Origin of the sequence: Treponema parvum (genome assembly GCF_017893945.1) — a bacterium.
GTDB classification, from domain to species: Bacteria; Spirochaetota; Spirochaetia; order Treponematales; family Treponemataceae; genus Treponema_D; species Treponema_D parvum_A.
This window is the reverse complement of the sequence record NZ_CP054257.1, coordinates 2595211-2608390: the sequence shown is the minus strand read 5'-3', so window position 1 is coordinate 2608390 and position 13180 is coordinate 2595211. Positions and strand designations below refer to the sequence as shown.

The following is a 13180-nucleotide window of genomic DNA, read 5'->3' as shown; positions in this document are numbered from 1 at the left end:
TTCTTATGTCTATGTTGAAGAAGAAATTTTTGGGGATTACAATTTATGACCGGCAAGATTTACCCCAATGTTCCAGACAGATTACAAGCTGCCATGAAAAATTCTCGGCTTTCATCTTTACGGCATCTTCCAATGAATAAGTACCATTATGATTAAATATGTCGTGCATAAAATAATAAATGTAAGTGCCGTCGAGTTCTTTTGTATTAAAAGGGTATTCGTTCCATGATTGGTTATCTATGGACATCGCTTTCTCGAAAGATTCGATTTTATTATTTTCATTATTTCGGAAATCGCTTTTTACGGACAAATAAGGTCCCCAAAAATTGCTTTCCTCGCAAAGATTTCCCCATAATTCATTTTCTTCTTCATTCAGACTTTCCGGAGCGTTGTACCAGAATTCTACGTGTATTGTGTAATCCTTGTAATTATTGTCGCCTGCTCGAAATTTTTCTTCATATTCGTTAGTTATACGGACAAGTTCATTGTAGGCCTCTCTATAACGTTCCAGTAAGCCGTTGTTTAATTCAATGATTTTCTGTTTGTTTTCCGGCGTCTATACAAAGTTTGCATTTAAACGTCTCTGACGTTCAAAAAGTATTTTCTTTAATTTTTCATTTATTTGCATAGGCTTCTCCATCGGTTGATGTTGCAAATAATACAAAAAAATACTATCAAAACCTGATAGACTGAAATAAATAATTTTCCGATCACTATTATTGTTTGATAGGTTTTAAAAGTATAATAGAATTAGTTTTAGGCCTTGAATTGCTTAGAAGGATACACAAAATATGATTTATATAACAGGTGATACCCATAATACGGTTGATATGTCAAATCTTGCCGCTAAAAATATGAAGCTATGTTGTAAAGAGCAAAATGCTGATTATAAGGATATTACAATTGCCATTGTTCTTGGCGATTTTGGTCTTCCCTGGAACGAATGTCCTTTAGATTCCGAAGGAATTCATCCTACAGATAAAACGGATAGGTATCTTCTTGATTGGTACAAGCAAAAGCCTTTTAGGATTCTTGCCGTTCAGGGAAATCATGATAATTATGATATGATCGAAAAATTGCCGGAAGCAGAAATGTTCGGATCTATTGTTTTGCAAGTGAGCGACAACATCTTCTACCTTAAAAGGGGAGAAATTTATCTGGTTGAAGGAAAGTCTTTTCTGGCTCTTGGCGGTGCGGTAAGTGATGATAAAGCATACCGAATACCGCATGAATCATGGTGGCCGCAGGAAGAATGGACGGAAAAAGACAAACACAGCTGTATTTCAAATGTAAAAGGCAGACGGGTAGATTATGTTCTTTCTCATACAGGTCCTTCTGTTGGGATTGCTTGCACAGACTCTTATTACTCAAATGAAAAGAATCTGAAAGAGCTCCTAAAAGACTCAAATGTAGTTTTTAACGATCGTCTTGAATCTATAATAGAGTATGATAAATGGTTCTTCGGCCACTGGCACAGCGATTGGGGATATGAGCACTATGCGGAATCAAAATATGTTCCGCTTTACCGTCAGGGGATTATAATATGATCGGCCGGTTTAACTTCAGATCCGAAGATTGCCTTGAAAAAGGTTTCAATTTTTATCAAGTTTGAATTAGATAGTAGAAATCCGTGTCAAAATCGGTAAGTTCTTTTGGAAGACGGAAAAACTTTCTGATTTTATTTATCTCATTTTTTTCAGGCCTCCATGGATAATCGTGAATCTGTCAGTATCCTTATGATATACTACACGGCCCCGCGGAATAAGGAATACCTACTTTATTCTATCTTTTATTCGAGCATAAACTTCAAGAATTTTTTCTGCCGCCTGCTCCGGCTTAATTGATTCTGAATGTAAATACCACCATCCTTTATTTTCAATATTAAATCGAAAGTCTTTTACCAAATCATCAAACAATTCTTTATTGTCATTGTAGCAATTTCTATCTACTTCATAACTATTTATATGTTTTCTTAAGCCGAACTCACATTTATTAATTAAACTTTTATACCATGTAAAACTAAGCATACAGTTTTTGGAAAGTTCTATTTCAACACTTAACCATGAATGAAGGTAATCAATTTGTTTAGTGACTTCGATTTCATACGGAGACGGAGGATTAATAAAATATAATTTGGCATTGTTTCCAACTTTTGAAATAATATTTTTCAATATGCCTATTCTCTCCGGCTCATTATATACAATTAAATCTGAAAAGACCTTATAGCATTCGGAATAAATCTGAATAAATCTTTGAAACGACAAATTTTCAAATTTTGTTACCATTTGTTCATTTGAAGTTATAGAAGAGTTTAATTCTCTAAACCCTTCATCAAAGAATAATTCTTTAGTATGCAATGAATAATAATCATAATTATCGTAATTGCTTTTTGCCCGGTTTATTTCAAAAGGAATGGCAGCAAGATTAGCTATAGTATCACGCCAGAAATCAACCCTTGTTTTAAGAACACTCTTAAAATGATTGTAAGACCAATCTTTAGGCATAATATGGTCATAATCCCAAGGACGGTTGTGATCTTCCCATGAAATCGTATCAGCAGGATTAAATTTAGGAAATATAGAATCAAGATAGTTTCGTTGTGCATACACGAGACATGTTTTCATTGATAATATTCTGCGTAAAAGAGGAAAGACAGATTCTCTTTTAAAATCTTCTTTCAATACTCCATTTTCATTTAAAAGAGAACCCTTTATATCTTGGGGACTATATATAATTACGATTTTTTCATTTTCAATTAGGGAACAAATGGAATCCCTAATTTTTTTGAGAACATCCGTTTTATTGCAACATTCCGATAAACTTTTAAGCAATGTATTACAAGCATAATTGATATCCAAACAAAACCAAAACAGTAATAAAACAAGACCCTTTGCATTTATTTCATTTAAATCAAATTCTTTAGCCGCTAAAAAAAATAACAATAAAAAGCACTCTTGTTTTTCAGACAAAATTCTCATTTGGACAAATTTAGGAATGTCTATTAAAGCATATTTGACAGAGTCTAAAATTTTTTTAGCCTTATCGTCATTCAGAAAAAAATCCGCAATCTTTTTTTTCTTCTCTTGATCCAGCGCCAAAGAACGGATTTTTTTGATAGTTAATTGCGGTTCAAACTTTTCACAATCAGGTATTTCCAGCGTTAGATATAAACGGAAAAGCAACATAACTAATTTTGGAGCCGGCATAAACTGTTTTGCAAGTTCCTCATTCTTACTATTAATTTCGCTCCAGTATGCTTTTATAGCCGAATAGGATAAATCCGATTGAGTTATTCTGGTTCCGCCCGTATTCAAGCGGTTAAATAATATCTCTAAATCAGATTTTTCTTCCGGATTCACTTCCGTATTAGATTCTCTTTCCATGGACCCTTTAGGAAGAATACTAAAAGGAACTTTGTATGTAGATTTTATCCGCGAAAATAATTCGTATAATTTTTCTTTCTTGTTGTTTAATAATTTCTTATTATTTTCATTCCAGAATCTTATTTGCCATTTTTCAGGTAAAGATTCTACACTCTTAGTAATAGCTCGTAAAAAATTTTCTGCATTACTTGAATCATTATTAAGAAAAAATGCTAAAGGTATAGGAAATCCGTCTCTAGATTCAAATGGATATGTATCGATTATTTTGATATCGTCTTTATATATATTCTTGGAATCCGTATCATAATATAATGTCAAAGCGGCTCTTCTTTCTTTAGCTGAAAGAACACTGCATTCATCATTGTTTTTATATCCCCATGGATGTGAAATTGTTGTAGCTTTTACATAATATTTTCGCGTAATTCCCCGTACCATATCACTAAGTTTAAGATCGAGCCAAAGAATTGCTTTAGATTCCTTATCAGGTTCAGCAAATCCGATCTGTATTGAATTAAATCTTTGCTGTCCATCCATCAAGTCGTAAGAACCTTTATTATTCTCTGAAAGAACAAAACCTCCTATTGGGAAATCGCGCAAAATAGAATCCCACAAAAATTCAACTTGCCTGGGAGTCCAAACAAGACCTCTTTGTATTGAGGGAATTTCTACACATATTCCGTCTATTGTCTTATTTGATATCTCTTTTAAAGTAAACGTATTTGTCATTTTTTTTAAATCCTCACAAAAAATCCATAATTTTATTTTTTTCAGTATTTTGTCTTATTAATTTAAATATTATAACATAGTTACTTTAAAAAAATCATATCCGGACGTTTGGTCATTGCGAGACGGGTATTCTGTTCGCAGTTAAAATTTTTTGTGTCGATAGATAATGGGAGGAAAAATATAATTACTAAGATAGGGCAATGTTTTTAGTATTGCGGGCTTCCGGTTTATTATCTAAATTATACTGTTTCATGTCGTGTTTATATATTGATCAAAACTAGGCCTTTATGATATTATTATTATCAATTCGGGCCATTAGCTCAGTTGGTTAGAGCAGAGGACTCATAATCCTTTGGTCCCTGGTTCAAGTCCAGGATGGCCCATATTTTAGCGCTTCGGGATAAGTGCTAAATCTTTATAATATAAGCATTTATAAAATTATCTGATCTTCAGGTTTTTGGAAATGTTAAGCAAATGTTAAGTGCTTAACAAAGAACTTGGAGGTTTCTATGGATTTAAATTATCACATTTTTAAGAAATCAATACAATCAAAGGATAAGATCGTTCATAAATGGTATTGTTATTGGAATGACCCGATAACAGGTGTAATGCATCAAAAAGTCTGTAAGGGTTGTAAGACACAGGTTGAAGCATATGCTTTTGTGTCTGCCCTACCCCCATTGTTTCAGGAAAAGAAAATTACAATCGCGAAAATTGCAGAATGGATGTATATTCCAGGCGGTGCATATCTTGAACGAATGGAAAAGCTTGGTAAATCTTATGCGATTGAAACTTTAAATGTAAAGCGTTTTATGCTTAATATCTTTGTTGAGAAATTTGGAGAACTGGAACTTGTAGATTTAACAGTTCCTAACGAAGGCGGCATATAGGAAATTCTGCCCTATGACAAGGATCGTAACCAAGCAGACAAGTAAGCTTGATATAAGTTATGAGCAAAGCGATGAATATCACCACAGGTATTACTACCATCCTGACCACCTAGGCTCAGCACAACTTGTGACAGACTATGAGGGAAACGAATACCAACGTATAGAATACACGCCGTATGGAGAGCTGTGGGTAGAGAAGAAGTCAGAAAATGAAATGGAGTTCAGATCGGAGCCTTTTTCTACGAGTTTTGCAACGCAAAACTCGGGAAGCAACCGTAAGGTTGCGGCGTTCACTGCTAAAGAGCAGGATGAAGCACGCACGATAGCCGGCGTTTCGTGTGTGGGGCTCTATTACTACGGAGCACAGTATCTCGATGCGAAGTACTCAAGATGGCTGTCAACGGATCCTGCGGTAGGGGAGTATATTCCGCAGGCGCCTGTAAGTGACAAGGCTAAGAAACACAACCAGAGCCTGCCGGGCATGGGTGGTATCTTCAATGGCGAAAGAAAATATAGAAGGAAAAGCACAGGCAGCTGCCCCAGTTCCTATCTCGCCGGATGATAAAAATAAAGAAAAAAAAGCACAAACTTCCTCATCGGAACAAATACCAACTGATTCAAATTCAAAGGATACAAAACCTAAAAGTAATCCTTTCAAGGGGAAGCCAGGAGATACAAATACGACATACGATAATAACGGCAAACCGAAGCAGACAAGGAAATATGGAGATGATGGATACCCAGATATTGACATTGATTATGATCATAATCATGGACAGGGGCAACCGCATCAGTATAAATGGACGAGGCCGGAAGATGGTTCTCCTCCGACAGCGGATAATCGACAGCCAGGTGCACCTATAGAGTGAAAATTTTGGGAGTAATATAGATGTATAATTTGGAAAATATTCATGATTTTAGATTAATAGGTATACTACTTGATGCTCAAAGAAATGTCTCATTAGTTTTGAGAGGAAAAAAAAGAAAGGTATTAGTTTTTAAAAATCCAATTCGTATGAAAATTAATAATTTCCAAACTGGTAATATTTTGTTAGAAGTTAATATTTATAATGATTTAACAGAGGAAAAAGACTTGTACAGATTATTATGCTTTTTGTATGATATAGAAATAGATGAATTACAAAATGAGTGGGTGCAATCTATTATCAATCATATACATAGTAAATCACTTATTTTAGTAGAATTGGTTGAAAGTTATGGAGCACATGGTGTTATCATATGTAAATCATATTCTGAAAAAGCATAGTCTTTAGCGACCACTTGGGAAGTGCACACCTGATAACCGACAGCGAAGGACAAGAGTACGAGAGAATTAAAATATGTCCCGCTAAATGATTACGTCGCATCTCAGTCAGAATCTGTTCCTATACCAAATGTAAATGATGAAAATATGGGAAACGGAAAATGAAAAAAATTATTTTACTTGTTTTTTCTTTCTTGTTTACAGTCTTTTGTTCGTGTGCTGCTGAAAACTTAATGTTGTATCCAATCAATAAGGATGGTAATGTAACTTTCATTGACAATAATGGAAAAGTTATAACAGCAAAGATAACCGGTGTCTCTAAATATGAAGCATATGAGTTTCCGACAACCCAAATGGAGTCTGATATATTTACTTATTATGATTTTTCAGGAGCAAAATTATTTTTAATTGATTTTCAGCGAAAAGGACAATTTGAAGATCATGTTTTTTCAAATGGATTGTTAGATAAAAAAGAAGAAAAAAACGGTTTATACGGATATATAGATATAAGCGGAAATTATGTTATACCTGCGCAATATGAACTCTGTTTGCCTTTTTCAGGCGGTGTTGCATGGGCTCGTTATCCTGCGGAAGATGCCTATGGATTAATTGATAAGTCCGGGAATATGTTTAAGCATTTCGATTATCATGTTGTAACAAAGTTTGTAAATGGTTATTCCTATGTGTTGAAACAAGTTCAACCCGATTTTTATATCCCGTATATTGAGAATGGTATAGAAATCAAAGGAGCTCAAGAATGGGTGTCGGGAGCTTTGGGTGGAATTGTTGATAAAAAGGGGAATGTAATTATTTCCTTCACTTTAGGAGAGTATACTATAGTATCGGATGATGCGATAAAATGCAAAGAAAAATATTTATCTGAAAATGGAGAGGAATATTCATTGTACGGATATAAAAACTTGAATGATCAATGGATAATTTCTCCGATCTATATATACGCTGATAATTTTAAATATGGCATGGCTGAAGTAAGCAAAGATAATGAAAATTTTATTCTTATCAATAAAAAAGGAGAAGTTATACTTGATAAAGGTTATAAGTTTATTTATGTACTGGCTAAAAAATTATTAGTTGTTTCATTTGATAAAGAATTATTTTATCTTACTGATACAAACGGAAAAAGGAAATCGGAGAACTTTGAACTTATAAAAATTATAGATGATGACATGATCTTGATTAAGTTTAATGAAAATTATAATTATCTGAATTCAAATGGAAAGTTTATAAGTTTTTCAGATTATGATTGATTTCAGTTTATATTCCAGCATCAAAAGTCTTCAATGCATTATCAAAAATTATGATCGTATTACAGGCATAAAAAATATGGTTGACAACACCTTTGACGATGTAGGTAATGTGTTAGGCTATGATAATAACTGTATGAACGGAGCTCGCTACAACACAAAACAGACATACACATATGATTCTCTTTACCAGCTTACTTTTGCAGAAGGTACTACGAAAGATAATCCCTACGGTATTATAGGATCGCCCGACTATCTAAGCTCTTACAGTCAAAACTTCTCTTTTGATGAAATAGGGAATATGATAAGCAAAAAGAGCACTGAAATAATCACTCCTGCAATGCAGAAGAAGAATGGGGATGATTTAAACTATGAGTTTACATATGAGTATGATACGGACTATGCACACCGCTTAAAGAGAGTGGGAAATGAAAAGAAAGGCTTTAGGTATTATACATATGATAAAAACGGGAATGTTACATCCGAAAACGACGGAACGTCTTCTAATGAAGATACATCAACTCTCACACCCGTAACTATAACAACTCATACTAATGACGAAGGCTCACCCGTCTATGAAGCAAACTATGCATGGGCATGGCCGTGGGGTAATAACAATACGGGTAAAAAGCCTGTCTCAACTAACAAACGCACCTATGAATGGAACAGCAGAAACCTTTTAAGCCGAAGCGTAAACTCTGTCTATGACACGCGTTATGCATATAGTGCGGACGGAAACAGAGCTGCCAAATGGACTCTCTCCAACTCAAGTGAGACATTATACTTTTAAACCTTATATCATGTTTTTCAAGAGAGATTACAGTAAAAGGCGATGGTAATCCAGCACTGGGGAAATATATAAAAGGGGAAATAACAGATTTAACAAGAAAAGATGATAAATATTATTATCCGGAATTTGAGATAAAAATAAAAAAAATAACAAAATATCGAATTTCAGAATATGAGATTTATTATGTGTATGTTTTTGGGCAAAATGCCAACGTTTTGCTAAGTGTAAGAAAACTATATACAGAAAAAGATGAAGAAATTCGAGAATTAAATGATAATGGCTTTTTTGTTATTTATAGAAAATTGGAAAAAGTTCCTTTGGAAACAATTCTTGATGCATCTTCATATATGGGAATCTTAAATTATACAAGTGTTGATGCAATGAATTGATAAATACATCTAAGTGAACTGCGTTGTTTTGTTAACACAAAATTTATGATATGATCGAACTCCATGAAACGCTAGATTGAAAACTGGGATGTTATCGTGCCGATTTTCAAGTTCTCGAAAGATGTCAGGAAAATTATTTACACAACGAATGCCATCGAAAGTCTCAATTCCAGCTATCGAAAACTGAATCGACAGCGGAACGTTTTTCCCAGTGATCAGTCTCTGCTTAAAGCTTTATATCTTGCAACTTTTGAAACAACAAAAAAATGGACTTAAGCCGATCCACAACTGGGGCCAGGCCTACGGTGAAATGTGCATAATTTATGACGACCGTCTGCTGGACTAATCTAGAAAAAAAGACAACAGCCCGGCAGGGAAGCTGTCTTTTGTGTTTAACTCTTGATAAAAGACCAGCAGTATTTTATATTCAAAAAAGAAACAGTCACTGTCAGCTGCTTGCCCGACATACCCGCATTAAAACTTTTTACCGCAGCCTACTGAATAACTTCACAGTCTCTTCCAAGTATTGTTCTAGGTGCTGTGCAACCGAAATCATTTATAAATCTTGTAGAAGATACTGGCAAATATTTTTTGGGATTTGCGCTCAATCCCATTTTTAAAGCCTCAATCCCATGTATCCAGATATATGAACTTATGATTAATCGACCTGGATAGTCATGTTCAGAAGATTTAACCCGTGTAATAGCAACATAGAATTTTTTCATTTATTGGCTGCTATTCCTTTCTGTTGGTGCAAAATATATTTTAAAACCAAACTCCTCGGGCACAAACTCGATGAAATGAAGTCAACAGGAATAAGTTCCTCTTTACATGAGGACGATAGAAGATTATTGGAAGGACAGGGAACAGTTGGGCTTTTAAAAAGCAGCGATTTATCAATTACACAGATTGTCATGAAGTGGACTATTACGGCGACGAGTATTTTTCAAACTGCATTTAAAAAATGCTACAGTGTTGCTCTCGGCGAATAGGGAAGGGAGATGAGAGGGGAGTCCAGCTATCCTCAAAAGCTATTGTATTGCCTTTGTAAGCACATGAGCGTATAATATAGATATTAGCAGTTTTGGAGAAAAAATGGCAAAAACAGCAAATCTTTATGCAAGAATTGAACCTGAAATAAAAGAGCAGGCTGAAATTATTTTAGATTCACTTGGAATTCCTGCATCTAATGCAATAACGATGTTTTATAAACAAATAATTTTAACCCGGGGCATTCCTTTTGATTTAAAACTTCCGGCAACGTCTCCTCTTGTTTTAGCAGATTTAACTGAAGAAGATTTAAATAGAGAACTTATGAAAGGCTATTCAGATATAACGAATGGAAATAAAAAAGCAGCGGCAGAAGTTTTTGATAAGATTCAAAAAGATTATTGTATATGACATATAAAATCGAAATTTCCAGCCATGCAGAATCCGATTTAAGAGCCATTTACGAATATATTGCCTTTAAGTTGTTTTCACCTAAAGCTGCCGCTCGGCAATTAATGAGACTAAAAGATGGTATTATGAGCCTTGATCAAATGCCTAAGCGTTTTAGAGCATATCAAAAAGAACCTTGGTGCAGTAAGGGCTTGCGCGTTATGCCTGTTGATAAATTTTTGATTTTTTACATACCATCCGAATCGGATAAAAAAGTTTATATTATTCGTGTAATATATGGTGGAAGAAATATTGAAGAAGAATTAAACAAATAACGAAGTACCAATGCGGGATGCTCCCGCAGCATGATGCAGTAATTCCAATTAACAACCCCGGCGCAAGAAGCGCCAGGGCATGCTTGCGCTCATAGTCGCGCGTCATAGCTGCGAATCATAAACGCTTTCTGCCATTTTCTAAGACTTTAATAAAAAATAAATATTTGCTATCCTTAGTTGTCTAGGAGGAAGATAAATGAATTTTAAATCCCTTACCGATAAATACAAACTTTCCGACGGAAATGAAATACCGTGTATAGGTTTCGGAACTTGGCAGTCGAAAGACGGTGAAGAATGTTATGACGCGGTTCTTGCAGCGCTGGAATGCGGGTACCGTCACATAGATACCGCCGCCGCGTACGGCAATGAAGCAAGCGTGGGTAAAGCCGTAAGCGAATTTTTGAAACAGGGCAAATGCAAAAGAGAAGATCTTTATATTGCTACAAAATTACATAACAACGATCACGGGTATGAAGAAGCCAAGGCTGCGATAGAAAAATCTTTAAAAGATTTAAATTTAAAATATTTGGATTTATATCTGATACACTGGCCGAATCCCATTAAAACGCGCTCCGTATGGCAAACAGCCAACGCCGGCGCATACAAAGCTATGGAAGAAGCCGTCCGCGAAGGAAAGATCCGTTCTTTAGGGATAAGCAATTTCAGGCAGCACCATATTGAAGAACTTTTAAAAACGGCGGAGATTAAGCCCGTGATAAACCAGATAAAACTTTGTCCCGGAATAACACAGCCGGAAACGGTTTCGTACAGCAGATCGCAGGGAATGCTGCTTGAAGCTTACAGTCCCATGGGGACGGGTCTTATCCTTGAAAACGAGCAAATGAAAAAGATAGCGGACGAACATAAAACGTCGGTGGCTCAAGTGTGCGTCAGATGGTGTTTGCAGCAGGGTTTCCTTCCGCTTCCGAAATCGGTAAAAGCCGACAGAATTCGGCAAAATGCGGATGTTTTTTCATTTGAATTGACGGAAAGGGAATGCAGCCTGATCGGGACACTCAAGGACACGGGCATCGTTCCCGTGCGCGACCCTGACACGATTCAGTTTTAATTTATGGATAAAACGCTGCGCCGCAAAACTCCGCCTGAAGAAGCCCCTGGCCTGCTGATGTAAACGACACAAAAAAGTTTTAAATATATCGGATATATCGGATATATTGGAGAATTTTTATTTTTTTGTTTTAATTTTATATATAACGTGATATATTTTATATATAGAAGGGTATGTGCGTTATGGAGAATTCGAATAAGGTTACAGTGGATCGTTCTAAAATACGGATGGCGATAGAAACCGGCGTCCCTCTTTCAATAACAACATATACTTTGCCGCATGATGTTGAAGTATATATGACGGAAGTTTTGACCGTTTTTTTGACCGAATTGGGCCAAAAACAAATGATAGAATATTTAAGCTATTGTTTGAGCGAACTGATAACCAATGCGAAAAAAGCCAATACGAAACGCGTATATTTTCGGACAAAAAATCTGGATATAAATAATATCGGCGACTACGAAAAAGGAATGGCGACTTTTAAAGAAGATACGATGAAAAACATCAATTATTATCTTGAGTTGCAAAAAAAAGCCGGGCTTTATGTGAAATTCAGACTTCAAATGCGAAAAGACAAAATAAGAATAGAAGTCCGTAATAATGCCGAAATGACCGTTTTTGAATACAAGCGCGTCCATGACAAGCTTTCCCGCGCACAGCAGTACACTTCCATAAACGAGGCGATTTCGCAAATACTTGACAGCTCAGAAGGAGCGGGGCTGGGGCTCATAATTATGATCCTCATGCTTTCAAAGATCGGGCTTACCGAAGAAAATTTCCAAACTCTTTGCCAAGACGGTGAAACGATAACGAGAATAACGCTTCCTCTTAATAAAGAAACACAGGACAGCCTCACAAAACTTTCCGCAGAATTCGTAAAATCCATAAACGAAATTCCGCAATTCCCTGAACATATCACTAAGATAAACCGCCTTTTGAACGATCCGGATTCAAAGATGTCGGATATTGCCGCGGCCATAAGCAGCGACGTTTCTTTGACCACTGAATTGCTGCATTTGGTAAATTCTGCGGCCTTTGCGCTTGCGACTCCCTGTCATAATGTTGCGGACGCGGTAAAACTTATCGGAATACGCGGAATAAAAAACCTTTTATTTTCAATCGGTTCAATGGAAACCCTTGCTCCCGGAAACGATAAGGTCAAAAGAAAAATTTGGGAAAACGCCCAAAAAGTCGCCTTTTTTTCATACAATATGGCGCGGAATTATTGTTCTTCGGAAAGACAGCTCATAGACGATTCTTACATATGCGGACTGCTGCATGACATAGGAAAACTGCTTTTTCAGACGGCGCATCCCAACCTTATAAACGACTTGAGGAATAAATTTTCGGAAAAAGACATCCCCGTTCCGGTTTTTGAACTTATGATTGCAGGCGTAAACCACGGTGAAATAGGCGCTATGATAACGGAAAGGTGGAATTTCCCTGAAGTCATAACAAATGTGATCCGCTATCATCACGACCCGGATCAGGCGCCGGAAGCGTATAGAAAACTGACGTCTTTGATTTCGCTTGCGTCACTGATGGTGGACTATTACGACGGAAATATAGATTTTTACCAGATAGACGAATCTCTGCTTGAAATGTTTCACATCGAGTCACAGGAACAGTTCGACCGCATTGTAAAAAAACTCGGACAGGCGCTTGAAAAAGAAAACGACTGAATCAGGC

General features: G+C 35.9%; 16 protein-coding genes and 1 tRNA gene. 14 read left to right on the top strand and 3 right to left on the bottom strand.

Annotated elements, in window-relative coordinates; genetic code table 11:
• Positions 1-43: 43 nt before the first annotated feature.
• On the bottom strand, positions 44-247 hold the full coding sequence (locus HRI96_RS11595; RefSeq protein WP_210117498.1) for a hypothetical protein: 204 nt from the start codon (positions 245-247) through the stop codon (positions 44-46).
• Positions 248-791: 544 nt separating this feature from the next.
• Between HRI96_RS11595 and HRI96_RS11590 the strand changes: the two genes are divergently transcribed.
• The gene (locus HRI96_RS11590) at positions 792-1547 is read left to right on the top strand and encodes a metallophosphoesterase family protein (RefSeq protein ID WP_210117497.1); all 756 of its coding nucleotides are present in this window, start codon (positions 792-794) and stop codon (positions 1545-1547) included.
• 225 nt (positions 1548-1772) lie between these two features.
• On the opposite strand, the gene HRI96_RS11585 is transcribed toward HRI96_RS11590, so the two are convergent.
• Positions 1773-4109: a DUF262 domain-containing protein gene (locus HRI96_RS11585; protein WP_210117496.1), complete on the bottom strand. Its 2337-nt coding sequence runs from the start codon at positions 4107-4109 to the stop codon at positions 1773-1775.
• Between the two features lie 309 nt (positions 4110-4418).
• Here HRI96_RS11585 and HRI96_RS11580 point away from each other — a divergent pair.
• The 9 genes from HRI96_RS11580 (at position 4419) to HRI96_RS11890 (ending at position 8983) form a co-directional block, all read left to right on the top strand.
• Positions 4419-4492: transfer RNA gene (locus HRI96_RS11580), tRNA-Ile, on the top strand.
• Between the two features lie 126 nt (positions 4493-4618).
• The gene (locus HRI96_RS11575) at positions 4619-4999 is read left to right on the top strand and encodes a hypothetical protein (RefSeq protein ID WP_210117495.1); all 381 of its coding nucleotides are present in this window, start codon (positions 4619-4621) and stop codon (positions 4997-4999) included.
• Positions 5000-5012: 13 nt separating this feature from the next.
• Positions 5013-5561: an RHS repeat domain-containing protein gene (locus HRI96_RS11570; RefSeq protein WP_210117494.1), complete on the top strand. Its 549-nt coding sequence runs from the start codon at positions 5013-5015 to the stop codon at positions 5559-5561.
• A complete protein-coding gene (locus HRI96_RS11565; RefSeq protein ID WP_210117493.1) occupies positions 5497-5868 on the top strand; it encodes a hypothetical protein in 372 nt (123 codons plus the stop codon). Before HRI96_RS11570 ends, HRI96_RS11565 begins: the two co-directional genes overlap by 65 nt.
• Positions 5869-5888: 20 nt before the next feature.
• Positions 5889-6266: a hypothetical protein gene (locus tag HRI96_RS11560; protein ID WP_210117492.1), complete on the top strand. Its 378-nt coding sequence runs from the start codon at positions 5889-5891 to the stop codon at positions 6264-6266.
• A 158-nt stretch (positions 6267-6424) separates the two neighbouring features.
• On the top strand, positions 6425-7531 hold the full coding sequence (locus HRI96_RS11555) for a WG repeat-containing protein (protein ID WP_210117491.1): 1107 nt from the start codon (positions 6425-6427) through the stop codon (positions 7529-7531).
• Positions 7524-8318, top strand: a complete 795-nt coding sequence (locus HRI96_RS11550; RefSeq protein WP_210117490.1) for a hypothetical protein — start codon at positions 7524-7526, stop codon at positions 8316-8318. Before HRI96_RS11555 ends, HRI96_RS11550 begins: the two co-directional genes overlap by 8 nt.
• A 185-nt stretch (positions 8319-8503) precedes the next feature.
• On the top strand, positions 8504-8707 hold the full coding sequence (locus tag HRI96_RS11810; protein WP_256729241.1) for a hypothetical protein: 204 nt from the start codon (positions 8504-8506) through the stop codon (positions 8705-8707).
• A 75-nt stretch (positions 8708-8782) separates the two neighbouring features.
• Entirely contained in the window at positions 8783-8983 is a 201-nt protein-coding gene (locus HRI96_RS11890; RefSeq protein WP_430741171.1) for a transposase, read from the top strand.
• Between the two features lie 218 nt (positions 8984-9201).
• Here the strand turns inward: HRI96_RS11890 and HRI96_RS11535 are convergent, their stop codons facing one another.
• Entirely contained in the window at positions 9202-9432 is a 231-nt protein-coding gene (locus HRI96_RS11535) for a hypothetical protein (RefSeq protein WP_210117488.1), read from the bottom strand.
• A 370-nt stretch (positions 9433-9802) separates the two neighbouring features.
• On the opposite strand from HRI96_RS11535, the gene HRI96_RS11530 reads away from it, so the two are divergent.
• From HRI96_RS11530 to HRI96_RS11515, 4 genes are all read left to right on the top strand, one after another.
• Positions 9803-10108 (top strand): type II toxin-antitoxin system RelB/DinJ family antitoxin, encoded by a 306-nt coding sequence (locus tag HRI96_RS11530; protein ID WP_210117487.1) that lies wholly within the window; start codon positions 9803-9805, stop codon positions 10106-10108.
• Positions 10105-10422, top strand: a complete 318-nt coding sequence (locus tag HRI96_RS11525) for a type II toxin-antitoxin system RelE/ParE family toxin (RefSeq protein WP_210117486.1) — start codon at positions 10105-10107, stop codon at positions 10420-10422. Before HRI96_RS11530 ends, HRI96_RS11525 begins: the two co-directional genes overlap by 4 nt.
• Before the next feature lie 196 nt (positions 10423-10618).
• Complete coding sequence (locus HRI96_RS11520; protein ID WP_210117485.1) at positions 10619-11491, top strand: aldo/keto reductase; 873 nt, start codon at positions 10619-10621, stop codon at positions 11489-11491.
• Between the two features lie 182 nt (positions 11492-11673).
• Positions 11674-13173, top strand: a complete 1500-nt coding sequence (locus HRI96_RS11515) for an HDOD domain-containing protein (RefSeq protein WP_210117484.1) — start codon at positions 11674-11676, stop codon at positions 13171-13173.
• Positions 13174-13180 lie beyond the last annotated feature (7 nt).

Bases quoted from the DNA above. Each gene is read 5' to 3' on its own strand.
- HRI96_RS11595 (WP_210117498.1), bottom strand. From the start codon at position 247: ATGTCCATAGATAACCAATCATGGAACGAATACCCTTTTAATACAAAA.
- HRI96_RS11590 (WP_210117497.1), top strand. From the start codon at position 792: ATGATTTATATAACAGGTGATACCCATAATACGGTTGATATGTCAAAT.
- HRI96_RS11585 (WP_210117496.1), bottom strand. From the start codon at position 4,109: ATGACAAATACGTTTACTTTAAAAGAGATATCAAATAAGACAATAGAC.
- HRI96_RS11575 (WP_210117495.1), top strand. From the start codon at position 4,619: ATGGATTTAAATTATCACATTTTTAAGAAATCAATACAATCAAAGGAT.
- HRI96_RS11570 (WP_210117494.1), top strand. From the start codon at position 5,013: ATGACAAGGATCGTAACCAAGCAGACAAGTAAGCTTGATATAAGTTAT.
- HRI96_RS11565 (WP_210117493.1), top strand. From the start codon at position 5,497: ATGGCGAAAGAAAATATAGAAGGAAAAGCACAGGCAGCTGCCCCAGTT.
- HRI96_RS11560 (WP_210117492.1), top strand. From the start codon at position 5,889: ATGTATAATTTGGAAAATATTCATGATTTTAGATTAATAGGTATACTA.
- HRI96_RS11555 (WP_210117491.1), top strand. From the start codon at position 6,425: ATGAAAAAAATTATTTTACTTGTTTTTTCTTTCTTGTTTACAGTCTTT.
- HRI96_RS11550 (WP_210117490.1), top strand. From the start codon at position 7,524: ATGATTGATTTCAGTTTATATTCCAGCATCAAAAGTCTTCAATGCATT.
- HRI96_RS11535 (WP_210117488.1), bottom strand. From the start codon at position 9,432: ATGAAAAAATTCTATGTTGCTATTACACGGGTTAAATCTTCTGAACAT.
- HRI96_RS11530 (WP_210117487.1), top strand. From the start codon at position 9,803: ATGGCAAAAACAGCAAATCTTTATGCAAGAATTGAACCTGAAATAAAA.
- HRI96_RS11525 (WP_210117486.1), top strand. From the start codon at position 10,105: ATGACATATAAAATCGAAATTTCCAGCCATGCAGAATCCGATTTAAGA.
- HRI96_RS11520 (WP_210117485.1), top strand. From the start codon at position 10,619: ATGAATTTTAAATCCCTTACCGATAAATACAAACTTTCCGACGGAAAT.
- HRI96_RS11515 (WP_210117484.1), top strand. From the start codon at position 11,674: ATGGAGAATTCGAATAAGGTTACAGTGGATCGTTCTAAAATACGGATG.